The 19337-nt window shown below is 70.5% G+C and carries 18 protein-coding genes and 1 tRNA gene; 5 read left to right on the top strand and 14 right to left on the bottom strand.

The genetic code is table 11. The features are described 5' to 3' along the window. Positions 1 to 38 precede the first annotated feature (38 nt). The 3 genes from ACWD26_RS11765 to ACWD26_RS11755 form a co-directional block, all read right to left on the bottom strand. Positions 39 to 2069, bottom strand: coding sequence for a tetratricopeptide repeat protein (locus tag ACWD26_RS11765; RefSeq protein ID WP_451268768.1), 2031 nt, complete (start codon positions 2067 to 2069; stop codon positions 39 to 41). Positions 2070 to 2240: 171 nt separating this feature from the next. Next, a tRNA-Met gene (locus ACWD26_RS11760) sits at positions 2241 to 2314 on the bottom strand. Between the two features lie 44 nt (positions 2315 to 2358). Further along, positions 2359 to 5292 carry a UPF0182 family membrane protein gene (locus ACWD26_RS11755; RefSeq protein ID WP_451269128.1) on the bottom strand — a complete coding sequence of 978 codons (2934 nt, stop codon included), beginning with the start codon at positions 5290 to 5292 and terminating at the stop codon, positions 2359 to 2361. 163 nt (positions 5293 to 5455) lie between these two features. Between ACWD26_RS11755 and ACWD26_RS11750 the strand changes: the two genes are divergently transcribed. Next, the gene (locus tag ACWD26_RS11750) at positions 5456 to 5998 is read left to right on the top strand and encodes a PPA1309 family protein (protein ID WP_451268766.1); all 543 of its coding nucleotides are present in this window, start codon (positions 5456 to 5458) and stop codon (positions 5996 to 5998) included. 75 nt (positions 5999 to 6073) lie between these two features. Here ACWD26_RS11750 and ACWD26_RS11745 read toward each other — a convergent pair whose 3' ends face one another. The 4 genes from ACWD26_RS11745 to ACWD26_RS11730 all read right to left on the bottom strand — a co-directional run bounded on the left by ACWD26_RS11745 (position 6074) and on the right by ACWD26_RS11730 (position 9232). Continuing rightward, on the bottom strand, positions 6074 to 7171 hold the full coding sequence (locus tag ACWD26_RS11745; RefSeq protein WP_451268764.1) for a YlbL family protein: 1098 nt from the start codon (positions 7169 to 7171) through the stop codon (positions 6074 to 6076). A gap of 75 nt (positions 7172 to 7246) precedes the next feature. Then, complete coding sequence (locus ACWD26_RS11740) at positions 7247 to 7411, bottom strand: hypothetical protein (RefSeq protein ID WP_451268762.1); 165 nt, start codon at positions 7409 to 7411, stop codon at positions 7247 to 7249. A gap of 131 nt (positions 7412 to 7542) precedes the next feature. Then, a complete protein-coding gene (locus tag ACWD26_RS11735) occupies positions 7543 to 8004 on the bottom strand; it encodes a molybdenum cofactor biosynthesis protein MoaE (protein WP_451268760.1) in 462 nt (153 codons plus the stop codon). A 115-nt stretch (positions 8005 to 8119) separates the two neighbouring features. Further along, a complete protein-coding gene (locus ACWD26_RS11730) occupies positions 8120 to 9232 on the bottom strand; it encodes an SDR family oxidoreductase (protein ID WP_046704446.1) in 1113 nt (370 codons plus the stop codon). A 190-nt stretch (positions 9233 to 9422) separates the two neighbouring features. On the opposite strand from ACWD26_RS11730, the gene ACWD26_RS11725 reads away from it, so the two are divergent. Together ACWD26_RS11725 and ACWD26_RS11720 are read left to right on the top strand one after the other, a co-directional pair. Continuing rightward, positions 9423 to 10838: a zinc-dependent metalloprotease gene (locus tag ACWD26_RS11725; protein ID WP_451268757.1), complete on the top strand. Its 1416-nt coding sequence runs from the start codon at positions 9423 to 9425 to the stop codon at positions 10836 to 10838. Then, on the top strand, positions 10835 to 11350 hold the full coding sequence (locus tag ACWD26_RS11720) for an NUDIX hydrolase (RefSeq protein ID WP_451268755.1): 516 nt from the start codon (positions 10835 to 10837) through the stop codon (positions 11348 to 11350). Before ACWD26_RS11725 ends, ACWD26_RS11720 begins: the two co-directional genes overlap by 4 nt. Before the next feature lie 131 nt (positions 11351 to 11481). On the opposite strand, the gene ACWD26_RS11715 is transcribed toward ACWD26_RS11720, so the two are convergent. From ACWD26_RS11715 to ACWD26_RS11700, 4 genes are all read right to left on the bottom strand, one after another. Beyond that, positions 11482 to 12234, bottom strand: a complete 753-nt coding sequence (locus tag ACWD26_RS11715) for an AIM24 family protein (protein ID WP_451268753.1) — start codon at positions 12232 to 12234, stop codon at positions 11482 to 11484. A gap of 27 nt (positions 12235 to 12261) precedes the next feature. After that, positions 12262 to 12939: an AIM24 family protein gene (locus tag ACWD26_RS11710; RefSeq protein ID WP_451268751.1), complete on the bottom strand. Its 678-nt coding sequence runs from the start codon at positions 12937 to 12939 to the stop codon at positions 12262 to 12264. An 8-nt stretch (positions 12940 to 12947) separates the two neighbouring features. Next, positions 12948 to 14510, bottom strand: a complete 1563-nt coding sequence (locus ACWD26_RS11705) for a TerD family protein (protein WP_451268749.1) — start codon at positions 14508 to 14510, stop codon at positions 12948 to 12950. Positions 14511 to 14773: 263 nt separating this feature from the next. Beyond that, the gene (locus tag ACWD26_RS11700; RefSeq protein WP_451268747.1) at positions 14774 to 15370 is read right to left on the bottom strand and encodes a M48 metallopeptidase family protein; all 597 of its coding nucleotides are present in this window, start codon (positions 15368 to 15370) and stop codon (positions 14774 to 14776) included. Positions 15371 to 15589: 219 nt separating this feature from the next. Here ACWD26_RS11700 and ACWD26_RS11695 point away from each other — a divergent pair, with 219 nt between their 5' ends. Both ACWD26_RS11695 and ACWD26_RS11690 read left to right on the top strand, forming a co-directional pair. Continuing rightward, positions 15590 to 16855 (top strand): TOMM precursor leader peptide-binding protein, encoded by a 1266-nt coding sequence (locus tag ACWD26_RS11695; protein ID WP_451268745.1) that lies wholly within the window; start codon positions 15590 to 15592, stop codon positions 16853 to 16855. Next, on the top strand, positions 16848 to 18203 hold the full coding sequence (locus ACWD26_RS11690) for an ABC1 kinase family protein (RefSeq protein ID WP_451268743.1): 1356 nt from the start codon (positions 16848 to 16850) through the stop codon (positions 18201 to 18203). Before ACWD26_RS11695 ends, ACWD26_RS11690 begins: the two co-directional genes overlap by 8 nt. Positions 18204 to 18226: 23 nt before the next feature. Here ACWD26_RS11690 and ACWD26_RS11685 read toward each other — a convergent pair whose 3' ends face one another. The 3 genes from ACWD26_RS11685 to ACWD26_RS11675 form a co-directional block, all read right to left on the bottom strand. Further along, positions 18227 to 18436: a hypothetical protein gene (locus ACWD26_RS11685; RefSeq protein WP_451268741.1), complete on the bottom strand. Its 210-nt coding sequence runs from the start codon at positions 18434 to 18436 to the stop codon at positions 18227 to 18229. Between the two features lie 150 nt (positions 18437 to 18586). Then, positions 18587 to 18910 carry a hypothetical protein gene (locus ACWD26_RS11680; protein ID WP_451268739.1) on the bottom strand — a complete coding sequence of 108 codons (324 nt, stop codon included), beginning with the start codon at positions 18908 to 18910 and terminating at the stop codon, positions 18587 to 18589. Next, positions 18907 to 19275: a WhiB family transcriptional regulator gene (locus ACWD26_RS11675; protein ID WP_019072119.1), complete on the bottom strand. Its 369-nt coding sequence runs from the start codon at positions 19273 to 19275 to the stop codon at positions 18907 to 18909. Before ACWD26_RS11675 ends, ACWD26_RS11680 begins: the two co-directional genes overlap by 4 nt. Positions 19276 to 19337 lie beyond the last annotated feature (62 nt).

Genomic DNA, 19337 nt, shown 5'->3' with positions numbered 1-19337 from the left:
CACCTCCGGGCCCGAGCAGCCGCTCCGGCCACGCACGACTACGCCGACAACTCGTCCCGCAACGCATCCCGCAACCGCGCTGCCCGCTCCGCGACCTCCGCCGGCCCGAGCGCAACGGCCCGATCGGCCCACCGCTTCCCCTCCACCAGCTCCCCCCGACGCGCGTAGACGAGCGCAAGCCGCAGAGCGGCCCGCCCATGCCCCGCGTCGGCGGCCCGAGCCCACCACACCGCGGCCTCCGGCTCACTCCCCTCCCGAGCGAGCAGCAGCCCCAGATTGAACGCCCCGTTCCGCGACCCGGACTCCGCCGCCACCCGGTACCACCGCGCGGCCTCGACGACATCCCCCCGCCCGGCAGCCAGCATCCCGACCCGCACCTGCGCCCGCCGGTGCCCCTGCGACGCGGCTCTCTCGTACCACTCCTCGCACTCGTTCTTCTCCCGCACCGGCTCCCCCAGCTCATGCGCGGGCGCGGGCGGCCGGCGCGCGTCGAGCACGGCGGCCAGCCGGTACGCGGCCTCCGCACTGCCCCCACCGGCGGCACACCGCAGATGCCGCTCGGCGGCCCGCTCGTCGCCGTCCCGCAGCCGCGCGATGGCGACCTGGAGCGCCGCCTCGGTGTGCCCGGCCGCGGCCGCCCGCTCGTACCAGACGAGCGCCTTCACGTCGTCGCCCCGCCCGGCGAACAGGATGCCCAGGTTGAAGGCGGCGTCCACGCTGCCCGCCTCGGCGGCCTTGGAGAACCACGGCTCGGCCCCGGACGCGTCGCCGACCTGGAGCAGCAGGATGGCCAGCGCGTTCGCCGCCTCGCGGTGCCCGGCGTACGCGGCCCGCCGGTACCACTGCTCGGCCTGCGCGGTCCGCCCCTGCTCGGCGCAGAGCAGCCCGAGGTTGTACGCGCCGTTGACGTCACCGGCGTCCATCGCGGCTCGGTACCACCGCTCGGCGGTCTGCGTCTCGCCCCGCTCGGCGTGCAGCGCGCCCAGCGCGTTCGCCGCGTTGCCGTCGCCGTCCTGGGCGGCGCGCAGCCACCACACGGCCGCGCTCTCGGTGTCACCGGCGTCCCGCAGCAGGAACCCCAGCGCGCAGGCGGCGCGCGGCTCGCCGTCCTTGGCGGAGGTCAGATACCAGCGCCCGGCCTCCTTGAGCTCCCCGCGCCGCTCCAGGATCGCCCCGAGGTGCAGGGCGGCCCGCCGGTGCCCGCGCGCGGCGGCCTGGCGGTACCACTGCTCGGCCTCCTCGGCGGCGGACAGCCCGACACCGTTGCCGGCACCGGACTCCCCTTCCCCTACGGCGGACCGGTCTTCGCTCGCGACAGCACGCGCACGCCCGTCCCGCCCGGGAGCACGCCCCTCACGCACGGCCTCACGGCCAGGGCCCCCGATCTCGAACGCCGCGCGCGCGATTCTGCGCCCCTCTCGCACGGCCGCGCGCTCCTCGTCTTCCGCACGCTGGTCGAGCGTCCGCGCGAGCCGGTAGGCGGCTTCGCGGTGGCCGCGCTCGGCGGCGACGCGCATCCACTGCTCGGCGGCGGCGTCGCTGCGGTGCTCCAGCAGGTCGGCGAGGGCGTACGCGCCCAGGGCGTGCCCCTGTTCGGCGGACTGGCGCAGCCAGTACTCGGCGGCCGGTTCGTCGCCGCGCTCCCGGTGGTGCCGGCCGAGCGCGTGCGCGGCCGCGGCGGACCCGGCGACGGCGGCGATCCGCCACCAGCTGGCGGCCTCGTCGGCGTACCCGCGCTGGTGGAGCAGGACACCCAGGTTGTTGGCGGCGGCGCGGTCCCCCGCGGCGGTGGCACCCCGCAGATAGGGCTCGGCTCCGTCGAGGTCACCACGGCGCAGCAGCATGGCCCCGAGGACGCTCATCGCCTCGGCGTCACCGGCCTCGGCGGCGATCCGCTGCCGGGCCTCCTCGACGGCGTCCCCCGTCTCGTCCTGGTCCGCCGTCTGCACGGACTCGGCCGACGACTCGGACTCGGCGGGCACCACGAAGTCGGCAGGCAGCGCAAGGTCGACAGACTGCGCAAACCGCCCTGTCTCCAACAGAGTTGCCTTGTCCCCCATAACGTCCATCGTCGCACCACCTGCAACCTGGGTACACCTGGTATACCGCAGCCATTGAGGTCACTACAGCGTTTTGTCGACATGCCCACAGAGCGACAAGTCAAACACAGAATTCCCCGCCTCCCCCGACAACACGTCGAAGGCCCGGATCCTTTAGAGGATCCGGGCCTTCAACTTCAGTAGCGGGGACAGGATTTGAACCTGCGACCTCTGGGTTATGAGCCCAGCGAGCTACCGAGCTGCTCCACCCCGCGCCGTTGCGTTGCAACCGTACCACGGCGCGGGGTGGAGCTCTGCATCAGCCGCTTCCGGAGCCTTCCTCGCCGCTCTGGTCGCTGTTCTCGCCGGCGTTGCCGCCGGCCCCGTCGGTCTGGGCCTGCGCCTCCTCGGCCCGCTTCAGGGCGTCCTCCAGGTCCTGTTGGGCCCGGCCGTACGCCTCCCAGTCGCCGTCCTTGAGGGCCTGCTGGCCCTCGTCGAAGGCCTTCTGGGCGTCCTCCAGGGCCTGTTGGACCGTCGGATCGCCTGACGTCGGCGGCTCGTCGGTGCCCTCGTCGCCGTCGTCCACCGGTGGTTCGGTGGGCGGACCCTCGGTTTCGAACACCTTGTTGAGCGCCTCGTCGAGGGTGTCCTCAAAGGCCGTGTTGCCGCCGTAGGTGACCAGGACCTTGCGCAGCAGCGGGTACTTGAGGCCGCCGCCTCGCACATAGACCGGCTCGACGTAGAGCAGTCCGCCGTCGAGCGGAACCGTCAGGAGGTTGCCGTACTCGACCTGCGAGTCACCTCTCTTGAGGAGGCTGATGGTCTCGGCGATGTCCTGTTCGGAGTTGAACTGGCTCTGGACCTGTTTGGGTCCGTCGATCGGTTCGCTGGTCGGCAGTTTCAGGACTCTGATCTTGCCGTAATCCGCTGTGCCCGCCTCGGCGTTGACCGACACGAAGGCGCTGAGGTTGTCCCGGCCGTTCGGCGTGAGCGTCGTCGTCAGTGAGAACGCCTGCTCCGACTGGCCCGGCAGCTTCATGCTCAGGTAGTACGGCGGCACCGCGTTGCCCGAGGTGTTGGTCGGGTCGTCCGGGACCTGCCACACCTCGCTGCCGCTGAGGAACGTCTCGGCGTCCTTGACGTGGTAGCGGGTCAGCAGTTCGCGCTGGACCTTGAACAGGTCCTGCGGGTACCGCAGATGGGCCTCCAGCGACTTCGAGATCGCCGTCTTCGGCTCCACCGTGTCCGGGAACGCCTTCATCCAGGTCTTCAGGACCGGATCCTGGGTGTCCCACTGGTAGAGCTTGACCTGACCCGTGTACGCGTCGACGGTCGCCTTCACCGAGTTGCGGATGTAGTTGACCTGGTTCTGCTGCGCCACCACCGCGCGCTGGCTGTTGTCCGCGGTCAACGAGTCGGCCGTCGTGTCGCCCAGGGTGGTGCGGGAGGCGTACGGATAGCCGTTGGTGGTGGTGTACGCGTCGACGATCCACTGGATCTTCCCGTCGACGACGGCCGGGTAGGCGTCACCGTCGATGGTCAGCCAGGGGGCGACCGCCTCGACGCGCTCCTTGGGCGTGCGGTTGTAGAGGATCCGCGAACCCTCGCCGATGGCGCCGGAGTAGAGGATCTGCGGCTCGTTGAACGCCACCGCGTACGCGGCCCGGTTGACCGGGTTGGAGAGGTTGACCCCGCTGCCGCCCTTGTAGCTGGTGGTCTTCTCACCGCTGTCGTCGGAGTAGTCGATCTCCTTCTGGGGACCGCCGACGATCGAGTACTGGGTGGTCTTCTCGCCGTAGTAGACCCGCTGCTGGTACTGGCCAAGGTCGCCCTTGGACGGCAGGTCGGACTCGGTGAACACCGGGCGGCCGCCGGAGGTGGCCTCCGTGCCCTTGGCGGCGACCACGCCGTAGCCGTGGGTGTAGCGGAAGTGGTCGTTGATCCAGTTGTTCTTCGGGATGCCGGCGAGGTTCAGCTCGCGCAGACCGATGACCGTGTCCTGCTCCGCGCCGTCCGCGCCGCTGTACCGGTCGACGTCCAGGTTCGTGGGGAACGCGTAGTAGTTCCTCATCTGCTGGAGCTGCTGGAACGTCGGCGAGACGATGTTCGGGTCGAGCATGCGGATGCTGGCCGTGGTGTCGGCGTCCTTGCGGAGCTTGGCCTTGTCGGTGGTGTCACTCACCCCCGAGTACTCCTCGACCTCGGTCCCGTCGATGCCGTAGGCCTGCCGGGTCGCCGAGAGGTTCTTCTCGACGTACGGCGCTTCCTTGGCCTGCTCGTTCGGCTGGACCTGGAACTTCTGGACGATGGCCGGGTACAGCCCGCCGATGAGGATCGCCGAGAGCACCATCAGGCCGAAGCCGATGACCGGCAGCTGCCAGGTGCGCCGCCAGATGGTGGCGAAGAACAGCAGCGCACAGATGACGGCGATGCAGAACAGGATCGTCTTGGCCGGCAGATACGCGTTCGCGTCGACGTAGCGCAGACCCGTCCAGTTGCCGGTCGCCTTGAAGTCACTGGACTTCACCGCGAGGCCGTACCGGTCGAGCCAGTAGGCGACCGCCTTCAGGGCGACGAAGATACCGAGGAGCACCGACAGGTGCCCGGTGGCCGCGGCCGTGGCACGCGCGCCCGGCGAGGTGACCCTGAGGCCGCCGTACAGGTAGTGCGTGAGCGCGGCGGCGATCACCGAGAGCACGGCCGCGGCGAAGCCGAAGCCGAGCAGGAAGCGGTACCAGGGCAGGTCGAAGGCGTAGAAGGCGACATCCAGGTCGAACTGGGGGTCCTTCTGGCCGAACGACACTCCGTTGACCCACATCAGCCAGGTGCGCCACTGCCCGGAGGCGGAGGCGCCGGCGATGAGGCCGACCAGGGACGTGATCCCGAGGAGCAGCCACTTCTTGTAGGGCGCGATGCCCATGCGGTACCTGTCGAGGCTCTGCTGCTCCATCGACATGGCGCTCAGCGGCGGCCGCAGCCGGTGCGCCAGCCAGACGTTGAAGCCGACCGAGGCCGACATCAACAGACCGAAGACGAAGAAGAGCCCGATCTTCGTCCACAGCGTGGTGGTGAAGACGGACGAGTACTTCACCGACCGGTACCAGAGCCAGTCCGTCCAGAACCCCGCGAACATGACGAACGCCATGCCGAGGACGGCAAGGACGCCCAGCGTCATGAGCAGTGTCCGGACGCGTCGGGACGGTCGGCCCACTCTGATCCGCGGCCCCGTCGGGCCTCCGCCGCGGTCCGGCATCTGGAAAGCCAAGGTGCGCACCTCGAAGTTCGCTGTCGATCCATCAGGCCCGCGTCTACGGACCCTCCAGCGGGCCCCGTGATCGTAGGGGCCTCACCTATGCAACTTACTCACGCTTTACTCGGTTCCCGCTTCCGGGAACGAACGAGGCAGGATTGTGACCATGTCCAACACTCCCATGGCAGCGAACCCCCTCACCCGGGCCGTCCTCGAGATCGACGAGTACGCCTCGGGCCTCGGCTGGGACCAGCCCGCCCGCCTCTTCGCCCTCGTGGATACCGCGCGTCTGCGGACACAGGAACCCGCCCTCGCGGCCCAGCTCGGTCTGCAGGACGAGTCCGAGTCCGCCGGTCTCACCCCGATCGAGCAGGACGAGATCCCCGCCGGCAAGGCGCTCGACGAGTTCCTCGGCACCATTGCCTGGCCCGACGCGGTGGTCGGTTGCGCGCTGACCGTGGAGCGGCTGATGCTGCCGCCGTCCGCCGAGGCGTCCGTCCCCGAGAACCTCGACGGGTCCCGCCTCACCAAGTGGGTCGCCTCCCACCCCGACCGCCAGGAGGTCCGTATGACGGTCGCCGTCCTGCGCGACGGCTCCCGCGACTCGGCCCTGCGCCTGCGCGAGAAGGACACGCCGACCGAGGTGCTCACCGGCCCCGAGCTGGTACCGGGCCTGGCGGAGGCCCTGTCCGCGACCTTCGTGGACTGATCTCCGGCCGTACGGCGGTGGGGGTGCCCCCGGTCTTCGGGAGCGCCCCCACGCGCGCGTGCACATCCGTCTCCGTCAGCCCTTGGTGGTGCACTTCGGCAGGTCCGCGGTGTCCCCGGAGCGGATGTCCTCCAGGGCTCCCAGGGCGTCCTCGATGGTGTCGACCTTGACGAGGGTGAGTCCGTCGGGGGTGTCCCTGGCGGCCGCGGCGCAGTTGTCCTTGGGCGTCAGGAAGTACTCGGCGCCCTTGTCGCGCGCGCCGACCGTCTTCATCTCGATGCCGCCGATGGGGCCGACCTTGCCCTCGTCGTCGATCGTGCCGGTGCCGGCCACGAACTTCCCGCCCGTCAGATTGCCCGGCGTCAGCTTGTCGTAGATACCGAGGGCGAACATCAGTCCGGCGCTCGGGCCGCCGACGTCGGCGAGCTTGATGTCGATGGTGAACGGGAAGGTGTGGTCGGTCCCGGCGGAGATCCCGACGATCGCCCGTTCCTCGCCCGAGTCGTCCGACCTGGCGGTGGTGATCGTGATCTTCTCGGTCTCCGTCGCCGCCTTGTTCGCCTTCTCGGCGGCGGCCTGCGCCTTGGCGGGGACGATGACGAAGTCGACCTTCTCGCCCGGCTTGTGCTTGGTGACCAGCTTCGCCACGTCCTCGGGCGCCTTGACCGCCGTACCGTCGACGGACTTGATCACGTCACCGGCGTGCAGCTTGCCCTCGGACGGGGAGTCCTTGAGGACGGTGGAGACGATCACCCACGACTTGACGGGGATGTCCAGCTGCTCCAGGGCCGCGACCTTGGCGCTCTCCTGGGACTGGCTGAACTCCTCGGCGTTCTCCTGGGTCGACTGCTCCTCGGTCTTGCCGTCCGGATACAGCGTGTCGTGGGGCACGACCTTGTTGTCGTGTGCCAGCCATCCGTAGACGGCTTCCACCAGGTTCATCCTGTAGTCGGCGCTCGTGACCCGAACGGTGGTCATGTTCAGATGCCCGGTCGTCGGATAGGTCTTGCGCCCCGAGATCTGCAGTACCGGCTCGCCGTCGTGCTGCCCCAGCGTGTTCACCGTCGGCCCCGGCGACATCTCCGAATACGGCACGGGAAGAAGCACTCCCGCGCACAGGATCGCGATCAGCATCAGGGTGGAGGCGAGCATCGTCGCGGTGCGGCGTGGCATGGAACGACAGTACGGGACACCCCTGTCAGTGCACTGTCGGGGCCGCCCGTCCGGGGCGAAGGCGAACGGATGCGGCTAGCCGCCGGAGTGGGACCGCTCCATGGCCTCACGGAACCGCGAGTACCCCGCGAGCTCGCTGCCGTCCTCCATGGTCCTGCGGTTCCGGCTGGCCCAGCCACCCCACAGTCCGGCACCGATCGCAGCCACCAGCGGAATCAGCAACCAGGCGAGCGCCCCCATGCCGACCTCCCAACCCCTGTCAAGCGACGGCAACTTACTGATCAACAGATTATCCGTCCGCACCGTCAACGCTCGCGCCGGGGGGCGGGTTACGCAACCGGAACGCGCACGGGCGCGTTCCGGTCACGGCCTCAGCAGGCCCCCACCCATTCCTCCGTGCCATCGGAGAACTTCTGGTGCTTCCAGATGGGCACTTCGTGCTTCAGATCGTCGATCAGTTTCCGGCACGCCTCGAAGGCCTCGCCCCGGTGCGGACACGACACGGCGACGACCACGGCGAGGTCCCCGACCTTCAGCCTCCCCACCCGGTGCACGGCCGCGAGCGCCCGCACCGGGTAGTCGGCGACCACCTTCTCCGCGATCCGCCGCATCTCGGCCTCGGCCGTCGGGTGACACGAATAGCCGAGCTCGTCGACATCGGCTCCCCCGTCGTGGTTCCGCACGGTCCCCACGAACAGCGCGGTCCCCCCGGCCGCGTCGTCCCCGACCGCCCGGAACACCTCGTCGACGGAGAGCGCCGTCTCTCGGATCCCGATCAGCTTGACGGGTTCCTCGGCCCCCTGCTCACCAGGGTGATCGTCATTCACTGCCATACCCCCCATCGTGCCCCACGTGCTTCCGACCCGACACGGTGGGAACAGCCCTCACGCGCGCGTAGGGGCATTCGAGCGTTGCCCACCTCGCACAGCCCCAGCGAAGGGCGCACCCTCACCGCCGCCCCCGCGCCTTCCGGGCCCGCCGCACCAACGCCGCCGTACCCAGCAGAGCGACCGTCGCCCCCGCGGCCCCCGCGGCCGTCGCGTCCTTGCGCCCCAGCCGCCGCCCGGCCACGGTGTGCCGCCCGGCGACCTCCTCCAGCAGCTCCGCCAACACTTCCTCGTTCGTCCACAGCGGCCGCCACCCGGCATCGTGCAGCCGGCTCCCGCTCACGACCCACGGATACATCGTGTACGCCAGGTCCCCGGCCGGTGACGGCGTCAGCCCGATCCGGTGCAGCCGAGCGGCGGCCCCGAGAGCGACCGCGGACGGCAGCTCCATCCGCCGGATCCCGCTGAGCTCCTCGACCTCCTCCTGCTCCAGCCACCCCTCGCACCCGACGGCCAGCTCCCCGTCGACCTTCTCCAGCACGGCGTACTCCAGCGCACCGCACAGATCCTCGACATGACAGAACTGCCAGGCGGGCCGCGACCCGGCCACCACCAGTAGCCGAGGAGACTCGAAGTACCTGGTCAGCGCCGTGTCCGTGCCCCCGACGAGGGTCGCCGGGCGGACGACGGTGACATTGAGGCCCGGATGGGCGCGCGGCGCCCGGCGTGCGAGCCGCTCGATCTCCAGCAGGTCGCCGACCCCCGTGGCCTCGGCGGTCGCCCGCAGCTCGGCGTCCTCCGAGAGCGGCAGTTCGTTGTCGGGCAGCGCCCCGTAGACCATCGCCGAGGTGCACAGCACGACCCGGTGCACCCCGGCCGCCGCGGCCGCCGTGAGCACGGTCTGCGTGCCGCGCACGTTGTACGCGCTGCGCGCCGCCGAGTCGGTGCCGAGGTCGAGGTCGACGGCGAGGTGCACGACGACATCCGCCCCGCGCAGCTTCTCGGCGATCGCCGGGTCCCGCACATCCAGGATGTGCCACTGGGCGGCCGCGCACTCGCCGCGCCGCTCGTCGATGGCGATGACCTGCCGGATCTCGTCGGACTCGGCGAGCCGCTCGGTGAGCAGCGCTCCTACGCCGGACGCGGCACCGGTCACCGCGACGACGGGCCCGCGCGCGGCGGGACTGGTTGAGTGGTTTCGCGCTGCGCGAACCTGTGGATCTGGGGAACTCACCGGGCGTCTCCAGCGGTTGTCTTCAGTACGAACGCGGGTGACGCGTACGTACCAGGTGGCATCCATCCTGCCGCAGGCCTACGGTCGGCGGAGCACCGAGGCCCGAACGCGCCTTGGTGTCTACGCTGGGTGGTGTTCGGGCAGCCGTGCCGTCGGAGAAAACCGATGGCCCTATCAGCCGAGGAATCCCGTGAGTGACACCCCATTCGGATTCGGCCTTCCGCCGGAGGAGCCGGACGACGGCGACGAGGGCAAGAAGAAGGACCAGCAGAGCGGTGGTGGTCAGGGACCGGCCAACCCGTTCGGCTTCGGGTTCCCCGGGGCCGGCGGCTCCGGCGCCGACAATCCGTTCGCCGCGATGTTCGGTTCCATGAACCCCACCGACCTGGGCGCCGCCTTCCAGCAGCTGGGCCAGATGCTCTCGTACGAGGGTGGCCCGGTGAACTGGGACATGGCCAAGCAGATCGCCCGCCAGACGGTCTCCCAGGGGACCGCCGACGGCACGAAGGACGCGAGTGTCGGCCCCGCCGAGCGCACCGCGGTCGAGGAGGCCGTCCGCCTGGCCGATCTGTGGCTGGACGACGCGACGTCCCTGCCGTCCGGCGCGGGCTCCGCCGTGGCGTGGAGCCGCGCGGAGTGGGTGGAGGCCACCCTGCCCGCCTGGAAGGAGCTCGTCGACCCGGTGGCCGAGCGTGTCGGCGGCGCCATGGGCGACATCCTGCCGGAGGAGATGCAGGCCATGGCCGGCCCGCTGATCGGCATGATGAAGTCGATGGGCGGCGCCATGTTCGGCCAGCAGATCGGGCAGGCCGTGGGCGTGCTCGCGGGCGAGGTGGTCGGCTCCACCGACGTCGGCCTGCCGCTCGGCCCGGCCGGCAAGGCCGCGCTGCTGCCGATCAACGTGCAGGCGTTCGGCAAGGACCTGGGCGTCGGCAAGGACGAGGTGCGGCTCTACCTGGCCCTGCGCGAGGCCGCCCACCAGCGTCTCTTCGCCCATGTGCCCTGGCTGCGCTCGCACCTGTTCGGCGCGGTCGAGGGTTACGCGCGCGGGATCAAGGTCGACACGGCCAAGCTGGAGGACGTGGTCGGCCAGTTCGACCCGCAGAACCCCGAGGAGCTGCAGCAGGCACTCCAGCAGGGCATGTTCCAGCCGGAGGACACCCCGGAGCAGAAGGCCGCCCTGGCCCGTCTGGAGACGGCTCTGGCGCTGGTGGAAGGCTGGGTGGACGCGGTGGTGCACGCCGCCGCGAAGCCGCGCCTGACGTCCGCCGACGCCCTGCGCGAGACCCTGCGCCGCCGCCGCGCCACCGGTGGCCCGGCCGAGCAGACGTTCGCCACGCTCATCGGCCTGGAGCTGCGCCCCCGCCGCCTGCGTGACGCGTCCCGTCTGTGGGCGTCCCTGACGGACGCGCGCGGTGTCGACGGCCGTGACGGCCTGTGGGCCCACCCCGACATGCTGCCCACCGCCTCCGACCTGGACGACCCGGACGGCTTCGTCCACCGCGAGCAGCTGGACTTCTCCGAGCTGGACAAGATGCTCGGCGAGGCCGCGAACGGGCCCACCGAGAAGCCGGACCCGGAGAAGAAGGACGACGACACCGAGTGAGCCTGCACGACGACGCGGTCCTCGTACTGAAGAGCTACGAGGACCAGGCCGAGCTGCGCCAGGCGTACCTCGACCACCTGGCGGCCCACCCGGACGGACTGTGGAAGGCGTGCGACGCCGGGCACATCACGGCGAGCGGCCTGGTGATCGACCCCGAGCGCGGGCAGGTGCTGCTCACCCTCCACAAGAAGATGCGCATGTGGCTCCAGATGGGCGGCCACTGCGAGCCCGAGGACACCACCCTGGCGGGCTCCGCCCTGCGCGAGGCGACGGAGGAGTCCGGCATCACCGGCCTGACACTGATGCCGGGCGGCCCGGTCCGTCTCGACCGCCACCACACCCCGTGCGCCTGGCACCTGGACGTCCAGTACGCGGCCCTCGCGCCGTCCGGGGCCGTCGAGGCGATCAGCGACGAGTCCCTCGACCTGCGCTGGTTCCCGTACGACGAGGTCGCGACCGTCGCCGACGATTCGGTCGTACGCCTGCTGGAGGCCACGCGGGCGCGGCTCTGACCTCGCTCTTCCGTGTGGAGTCGGCGGGCGATCGGTATGGGGCCGACGAGCTGGGGAAGGCCCCCGCCGGGGGGACAGACGCCGTAAGGGGCGTCCGCAAGGGCGGACGCCCCTTACACATTCCCTGCTGATCAGTTGCGGCTGCCCCCGAGGGAGTTTCCGCTCAGCCCGCCCGCGCCCATGCCGAACTGGCCGAGCACTCCGGACGTACGCAGATGCTGCGGCGGCAGAAGTTCACTCGGCTGGACCAGGACGTGGCCCTCGCCGGAGAAGTGCATCTCCCAGCCCTCACCGGTGGAGCCCCTGCGGCGCCACACGGCGGAGGTGGAGGTCGGCGCCTGGAGCTGCGTGCGCAGCGACGTGGACCAGGCGATGACGGCGTCCGAGTCGACGCAGATGTTCTTCTGGGGCGTCACTTCGAGGGCCAGCGGCTCACCGGAGGTCATCAGGACGACCTTGCCGCCGCCGGACAGCTCCAGGTTGTACGCCCCGGCCGAGGCCACCTCGACGGCGCTGTCCACGGCGACGATGCCGACGTTGAGGGAGCCGTCGAAGGCGAGGACTGCGGAGGAGTCGACGGTGATGCCGCGGCCGACCTCCATGATGTGCAGGTACTGCGCGAAGTTGGCGAGATAGACGATCCCGTTGCCCTTGCAGCGCATGAGTTCGAGCCGCTCACCGGTCATCCGCTCGGCGTTGCGCCAGCTGCGGTTGCGGTACTGGCTGTCGAACTCGACCTGCCCCTCGAAGGCGACCATGGCGCCCTGGCGGGCCAGGACGGGGCTGCTGCCGATGGTGACGTCGGTCTTGAGCAGCTGTGGGTTCTGCAGTGTGTAGCGCTCGGTGTGGTTCACCGGGATGTGCGCGAAGAGTGTGCTGTGCATGGTGTGCTGTTCTCCTCTCAGCCCCGGTCAGCCACGGATCTTGAAACGGTCGCCGGTGTCCTCGCTGGGTTGGACGACCACGAAGCCCCGTCCCTTGAAGCCGATCTGGAAGGCCTCTCCGCTGCCCCGGCCGATGAGCGCGCCGGCCTTGATGGTGCGGCGGGCCTTCATGTCGAGGCCGTCGGTCCAGGCGATCAGCGCGTCCGGGTCGACATAGGTCTCCCGTTCGGCACAGTCCAGGGAGATCGGCACGCCCCGGCTGACCAGGGCGACCCATCCGGTGCCCCGGATCACGAGGTTGGTGAGACCCGAGCCGGAGAGCTTGGCGAGTCCCTTGACCGGCTCGATGGTGAGCTGGAGGGAGGCGTCGCAGGCGAGCAGGGTGGGACCGTTGACGGACAGCGCCTCGTTGTTCAGGTGGAGGATGAGGACGTCGCCGCCGTAGTCGGCGAGGTAGAGCTCCCCGTCGCCCCGGCACATCATCAGCTTGCCGCCTTCGCCGGTGACCATCTCCTCGGCGCTTCGGCGCAGTGTGGCGGGCGGGCCGTCGAACTGTACGTAGCCGTCGTACGCGATCATCGAACCGGCCTTGGCCAGGAGGTCCTGGCCGGTGACCATGGTGACCTTGAGCGTCTTGGAGCTGTGCACGCTCATACGAACGCCGGTGGACGTGGAGCGGTGCGCGTTGAGTGTCTGGAGGTCCATGCTCTGCCTCACACCTCGAAGGGCTGGACGACGACGAAGTTGCCGGGAGCACCGCGGAACTGGAGGTTCACGGCCTCCTGGGTCTGCCGGGCGTACCCGGAACGGCGCAGCCTGAGCGAGGTGGTGGTGACGGCCTGCGCGCCGGCGGACCAGGCGATGACGGCGTTGCCGTCGACGTAGGTGGCCGGGCCGACGGGCAGGACGACGGGAACACCGCGTGTCTTGACGACGACCGCTCCCGTGCCGGAGAAGAGCATGCTGAACAGACCACCGCCGGGCAGGCCCGCGCCCTCGATACGGCGGATCTCGGTGTCCAGCGCCTCGTCGAAGGCGAGGACGCCGCGCGCGCTCGTGTAGAGCTGCTCGTTCTCCAGGCGGATGACGAAGAGGTGGCTGCCCTCGTCGGCGAGGAACACCTCACCGTCTCCGGAACAGCGCATCAGGGCCATGCCCTGGCCGGTGAGCTGGCCCGTCAACTTGCCGAGCAGGCCGGAACCCTTGTGGGCGAAGTCGATGTCGCCCTGGTAGGCGACCATGCTGCCCTGCTTGGCGAGGATGTTGGCACCCTTGGTGAGCGTCGCCCGCACCATCTGCGGGTTCTGCTCGGTCCAGCGGTCCCCGACGGGGGCCTCGGAGTACTTCGTCAGGACGACCCGCAGCCCCGCCTCCGGAGGTACGGGCGCGAGCTGCGTACCGCCACCGAAGGGCTGCGCCTGCCCCGGGAAGGCCACGGGGGCGCCGGGGGGCGTGAACGGTCCGCCCTGGGGCGCGGCACCAGGAGGCGTGAAGGGCCCGCCCTGCGGGGGGGCGCCGGGCGGAGTGAAGGGCCCGCCCTGCGGCGGGGCCGGGGGCGGGACGGTGCCACCGGGCGGTGTGTTCAGGGGCGCGGCGATGGTCGGCGCGGCGTGCACGGAGGGGGAGGGCGCGGGGGGCGTGAACCCCGGAGCGGGCGCCGGGGCCGGGGCGGTCGGGGCGCCGAACGCGGGTGGGGCGAAACCGGGCTCGGCGTCGGCCTGCGGCTGCTGCGGCGCGGCGGGCTCCTCCTCGGCGACCTCGCCACCGAAGTTCTTCAGCAGCGCGTCGAGGCCGCCGTCGAATCCCTGTCCGACGGCCGCGAACCGCCATACGTCCTTCAGGTAGAAGTCGCCCAGCATCACGGCGCGCTCGGTGGAGAACTCCGAGCCGTCGAAGGGGTATCGGGCCACTTCCTCGCCGCCCGCGACGATACGGATGTAGCCGGGGGCGATCTGCGACATCTGCCCGTTGCCGTCGATCGTCGCCGTGAAGGACAGCTTCTGGATCTGCGGCGGGATCTTGTCGAGGGTGACGCGGAAGGACTCGGCGTCGCCCGACTGGGCCCCCAGGAGCTGGATCGACTCCTCAGGGGTCTTCGGCTGGTTGAAGAAGACGAAGTAGCGGTCGTCCGAGAGCCGTTCGTCGGCGTCCAGACCGAAGCAGCTGATGTCGAAGGTCAGCCCGGGGGCGGAGATCTGTACACCCACGTACAGATCCGTACCCGCGGTGAGGTCACTGATCTTGGCCTTGTGGCCGCGTTGGAATTGCCTGGCCATGCGTAACGACCGTCCCCCATCCCGAAAGTGAGTGCGCCTGCGAGTGCGTCGCGCCAGGCTAACCGCAAAGTCCTGAGGCGTACGAGGCTGGTACAGAGCCGGTACAAAAGCGCGACTTCGGTCACCTGTCCCACAAACGCGTACACACGCGCGTGAGACGCCCGCTCAAATCGCGCCCACGCGCGCGAAGCGCCCGATGCGCGTCACTCGTCTTCGGGTCGCAGGTCGCGACTCGTCCGCCGAGGGCCGGCCGTACGGCGATCTCACTGGTCGCGCGCGACCGGCAGATGCGGCAGCCGATCGGCGGCGACCACCCCTTCGAGGTAGCCACGAGCGCGCTCGGTGCGCGGATAGGCCTCCAGCAGCTGCCAGAAGCGGGGGCCATGACCTGGTACGAGCAGGTGTGCGAGTTCGTGGAGGAGGACGTAGTCGACGACGTACTCGGGCATGCCCTGCAGCCGGTGCGAGAGGCGGATGCTGCCCTCGGCGGGGGTGCACGAGCCCCATCGGGTGTTCTGGTTGGTGACCCAGCGGACCGAGGCGGGCCGGGCGCGGCCTCCGAAGTACTGATCGGAGAGTCGGGCGGCGCGGTCCGCCAGCTCGGCGTCGCCGAGGAGCCGTTTACTTTCCTGTGCGGCCAGTTTGTCGAGCATGACGGTCACCCAGCGCTGCTCCTCCGCCTCGGACATCCGAGCGGGGATGAGCACGACGGTGCGATCGCCCTCGCGGTACGCGGAGACCGTTCTGCGCCGTCGCGCGCTCCTGCGGACCTCGATCGCGCTCGCCCCCGAACCGCTCGGCGGCGGACTCGTCGTGCTGCGCTGTGGCTTTCCGGCGCGGTGCAGTGGGTCGGCGGGCACGCCCCGACGTTACCCGCTGCACACGGGGGAAGTCCCGCCTCCGGGACGGTTCGATATCGATCCGCACTCCGAGCGCCTGATTTGTACGACGAATGCCGTCACCTGTGGACAACTCTCGACACGTGTCGTCGCGGTCCGTGCATGCTGGCACTCGTCGGCGGACCATGCACCCGCACCGTCGGCATACGGGGACCTATCTCTGGCTACGGGGGGCCGATCATGCATCCGATGGTGAAGCCCGCGCTCCGGCGCGGCTGGCGGGATCTCAACACCGTGCAGTTCGGTCTGGCGCCGGCGCACGCCATGGTGCTGGGCCCGATGGACACGGCGACAGGCAGTTTCCTCGCGCTGCTCGACGGCACCCGCGGGTTGCCGCTCCTGCGTGACGAGGGGCGCCGCATGGGCCTGCCAGACGGTCATGTGGACGGGCTGGTGGACCGGCTGGCCCGGTCCGGCCTGCTGGACGACGCGACGGGCGGGGGCCCGGGAGCTGACGAACTACGGCGCAAACCCGAGGTCCTGGACCGGTTACGTCCCGACGTCGCCGCGCTCTCTCTGGTCGCGCCCGGCCCGGGCGATGCCATGAAGCGTCTGGCCGCCCGCCGGTCGCTGAGCGTGCAGGTACGGGGTGCGGGGCGGGTGGGAGCGGTGCTGGCCTCCCTGCTGTCGGGGGCCGGTGTCGGCGAGGTCGACGTGCGCGACGTCGGTCGGGTCGAGCCAGGGGACGTGACGCCAGGCGGTCTGCCGGCCGAGTCGATCGGCGAGCGCCGGGACATGGCAGCGCGCCGGGCCGCTCGCCACGCGGCACCCGATCGCCCGCCTCGGCGTCGCCGGGGCCCCCGGCCGCCCGTGGACCCGTCCGAGGACATGCTGACGAACCGCCTCCGCGAGGAGCCCGGCTTCTCACTGGTGGTCATCGCTCCCCGCGACGGGGTCGATGTCCACGCCCCCAAGCCCTCGGCCGCCGAACCACTGATCGCCTCCGGCACCCCCCATCTCTATGCCGGTGTGGTGGAAGGGACGGGCGTGGTCGGTCCTTTGGTTCTGCCCGGTGAGACGGGCTGTGCGGGCTGTCTCGACCAGAGCCGTACCGACCGCGACGAGAGCTGGCCGCGGATGGTCACCCAGTGGCGGTCCGGTCGATCGCGGCAGGCCGAGGCATGCGATCTGGCCCTGGCCACGACGGTCGCCGGGCTGGCCGCTGGACATGCGCTCGCCTTTCTCGACGGGCATGTGCCGTCCAGCGCGGGCGCCCGGTGGGAGGTCTCGGCACCGGGGCTCGACTGGCATCCACGCCCGGTGTGGCCGCATCCTGCATGTCCCTGCGCGGCCACTGAGAAAGGTGCCGCCGGGAAACGTAACGGGGAACACACATCAAAGGACGGGGAGGCGCGCGAGACAATGGCGGGGCATCAGCGGTCAACGAGGTTGTCCCGCAAGGCACACGCGGCACGGCCTGCTGGGACTTGGAGGGCGCATGTCTGATCTTCCCCGGAAGGCGGTCACCCGGACCGCCAAGCTCGCCGCGCTTCCGCTCGGCATCGCAGGCCGGGCCACCTGGGGACTCGGCAAGCGAATCGTCGGAGAGTCGGCGGACCTCGTGGGCCGCGAACTCCAGCAGCGCACGGCGGAGCAGTTGTTCAAGGTCCTGGGCGAGCTGAAGGGCGGCGCGATGAAGTTCGGGCAGGCCCTGTCCGTGTTCGAGTCGGCGCTCCCCGAGGAGGTCGCGGGTCCCTACCGGGCGGCGCTCACGAAGCTCCAGGACGCGGCGCCGCCGATGCCGACCCGCACGGTGCACTCCGTGCTGGAGGAGCGCATCGGGCCGGACTGGCAGGAGCTGTTCCTGGAGTTCGAGGACAAGCCAGCTGCCGCGGCCTCGATCGGCCAGGTGCACCGTGCGGTGTGGCACGACGGCCGTGCGGTCGCCGTCAAGGTGCAGTACCCGGGCGCGGGCGAGGCTCTCCTCTCCGATCTCGGTCAACTGAGCCGGTTCGCCCGACTTCTGGGCCCGATGATCCCCGGCATGGACATCAAGCCGCTCATCGCGGAGTTGCGGGACCGGGTCTCCGAAGAGCTCGACTACGGCCTGGAGGCCCAGGCGCAGCAGGCGCACGCGGAGGAGTTCGCGGACGACCCCGACGTCGTGGTCCCGGCTGTGGTCCACCAGTGCGAGCAGGTGCTGGTGACGGAGTGGATGGACGGCACACCCCTCTCGGAGGTGATCACCGACGGTTCCCAGGAGCAGCGCGACCGGGCGGGCCAGCTGCTGACCCGCTTCCTCTTCTCGGGCCCGGCCCGCACCGGCCTCCTGCACGCCGACCCTCACCCGGGCAACTTCCGCCTCCTGCCGGACGAGAAGCGCGGCTGGCGTCTCGGCGTCCTCGACTTCGGGACGGTGGACCGTCTGCCGGGCGGCCTGCCGGCCCCCATCGGTGAGGCGCTGCGGCTGACCATCGCGGGAGACGCCGAGGCGGTCTACGAGATGCTCCGCACGGAAGGCTTTGTGAAGGAGTCGATAGACCTGGACCCGGACGCGGTTCTCGACTATCTGGTCCCGATCATCGAGCCGGCCCGGGCGGACGAGTTCGTCTTCACCCGTGGCTGGATGCGCAGCCAGGCGGCCCGCATAGCCGACCCGCGCTCCCCCGCCCACCAACTGGGCAAGCAGCTGAACCTGCCTCCGTCGTACCTCCTCATCCACCGGGTGACCTTGAGCACCATCGGTGTGCTCTGCCAACTCGGCGCGACGGTCCGTATGCGCGACGAACTGGAGGAGTGGCTGCCGGGGTTCGTGTCCGAAGAGGAGGAGGGCGACTCAGCCGCGGAGGCGTGAGTGGGTGCGCGACTCGGAAGAGCTCACCACCAGGCCGAGTCCAGTCGGCTCTCGATAGCTCTCAGGTTCTCTCGGGCGCAGGTCTCGCAGAAGTAGTACCGTCCGCCGTTCTCCAGGGAGCAGGCCCACAGGGGCTGGGGGGCTTCGGCGGTGGTCCCGCAGCGGGCGCACACGAGAGTCCGGGGCTGCGCGGCGCGGCCGCTGTTGTCGCTGTCCCCAAAAAGACTCGTCACTCGGCGACGATATCGCCGCGGTCGGCGGATCCGTGGTCACAACGCACCGCGGGGGCCGGTCCGTTCGGACCGGCCCCCGCGGGGAGCCACTGCTACGGGTGGTTCTGACGTGCCTGTCCAGGCTGGTTCATGCCGGTTGCCGCGTGGCGGCTACTGCATGACCGCCAAGGCGAGCGCACGGCGGGCGCGCATCGAGGCGCGCTCGGCTCGGCGCTGCATCCGGCGGGCGACCGCCAGGCGCATGGCCCGGCGCTCCTGCTCCGCCTGGTGCAGGCGCTCGTGCATATGCGCACGAGCCAGGGCTTCTGGCATGAGATGCATTTCTCGGGTCCTGTTCTGACGCGAGGCGTTCGCGTCGGTGGTGGTGAAGTCTGGGGTCACGGAGCCGGCGGGCTCGCTCGTGGACGGCTTCATCGGGGCCTGCTTCTTGGGGTCGTGCGTGAGGGGGCGGTCGATCGTTCCGGTGATGTTCATGCCGTGACCGGGTTCTTGCGCGGGCGACCACGAGGCCGCTTGCGGGCAACGACGACACCCTGGACGAAGAGCTCGCCACCCCAGACGCCCCAGGGCTCACGCCGCTCCTTGGCGCCGGCGAGGCAGGCCTCGATCAGCGGGCAGGTGCGGCAGAGGGACTTGGCGTACTCGACGTCGGCCGGCGACTCGGCGAAGAAGACCTCCGGGTCGTAGGAGCGGCAGGGGACGGGTACGCCGAGGTTCTCGATGGCGTCGTCGAGCGCGGTGAGCGCGGTGAGCGGGGTCAAGGTGGAGTCCTCCGTGAGGCCGGGCGGGGGGATCGTTTCGGAAGGCGGTACGGACGGGGCGTGCGCTTCGAGTTGCACGGTTCGTCTTCCTCGTCTGGTCGTTCCGGCCTGTTGGCCGGGGGCGGCTGGTACCGGGTTCT

It is taken from the genome of Streptomyces sp. NPDC002787 (assembly GCF_053592095.1).
Note: the sequence above shows the minus strand (reverse complement) of the source record. Positions and strands in the feature narration are given on the sequence as shown.

What these genes read in the sequence shown, in the direction of transcription:
- ACWD26_RS11765 (WP_451268768.1), bottom strand. Translation starts at nt 2,069, where the DNA reads ATGGACGTTATGGGGGACAAGGCAACTCTGTTGGAGACAGGGCGGTTT.
- ACWD26_RS11755 (WP_451269128.1), bottom strand. Translation starts at nt 5,292, where the DNA reads ATGCCGGACCGCGGCGGAGGCCCGACGGGGCCGCGGATCAGAGTGGGC.
- ACWD26_RS11750 (WP_451268766.1), top strand. Translation starts at nt 5,456, where the DNA reads ATGTCCAACACTCCCATGGCAGCGAACCCCCTCACCCGGGCCGTCCTC.
- ACWD26_RS11745 (WP_451268764.1), bottom strand. Translation starts at nt 7,171, where the DNA reads ATGCCACGCCGCACCGCGACGATGCTCGCCTCCACCCTGATGCTGATC.
- ACWD26_RS11740 (WP_451268762.1), bottom strand. Translation starts at nt 7,411, where the DNA reads ATGGGGGCGCTCGCCTGGTTGCTGATTCCGCTGGTGGCTGCGATCGGT.
- ACWD26_RS11735 (WP_451268760.1), bottom strand. Translation starts at nt 8,004, where the DNA reads ATGGCAGTGAATGACGATCACCCTGGTGAGCAGGGGGCCGAGGAACCC.
- ACWD26_RS11715 (WP_451268753.1), bottom strand. Translation starts at nt 12,234, where the DNA reads ATGCACAGCACACTCTTCGCGCACATCCCGGTGAACCACACCGAGCGC.
- ACWD26_RS11710 (WP_451268751.1), bottom strand. Translation starts at nt 12,939, where the DNA reads ATGGACCTCCAGACACTCAACGCGCACCGCTCCACGTCCACCGGCGTT.
- ACWD26_RS11705 (WP_451268749.1), bottom strand. Translation starts at nt 14,510, where the DNA reads ATGGCCAGGCAATTCCAACGCGGCCACAAGGCCAAGATCAGTGACCTC.
- ACWD26_RS11695 (WP_451268745.1), top strand. Translation starts at nt 15,590, where the DNA reads ATGCATCCGATGGTGAAGCCCGCGCTCCGGCGCGGCTGGCGGGATCTC.
- ACWD26_RS11690 (WP_451268743.1), top strand. Translation starts at nt 16,848, where the DNA reads ATGTCTGATCTTCCCCGGAAGGCGGTCACCCGGACCGCCAAGCTCGCC.
- ACWD26_RS11680 (WP_451268739.1), bottom strand. Translation starts at nt 18,910, where the DNA reads ATGAACATCACCGGAACGATCGACCGCCCCCTCACGCACGACCCCAAG.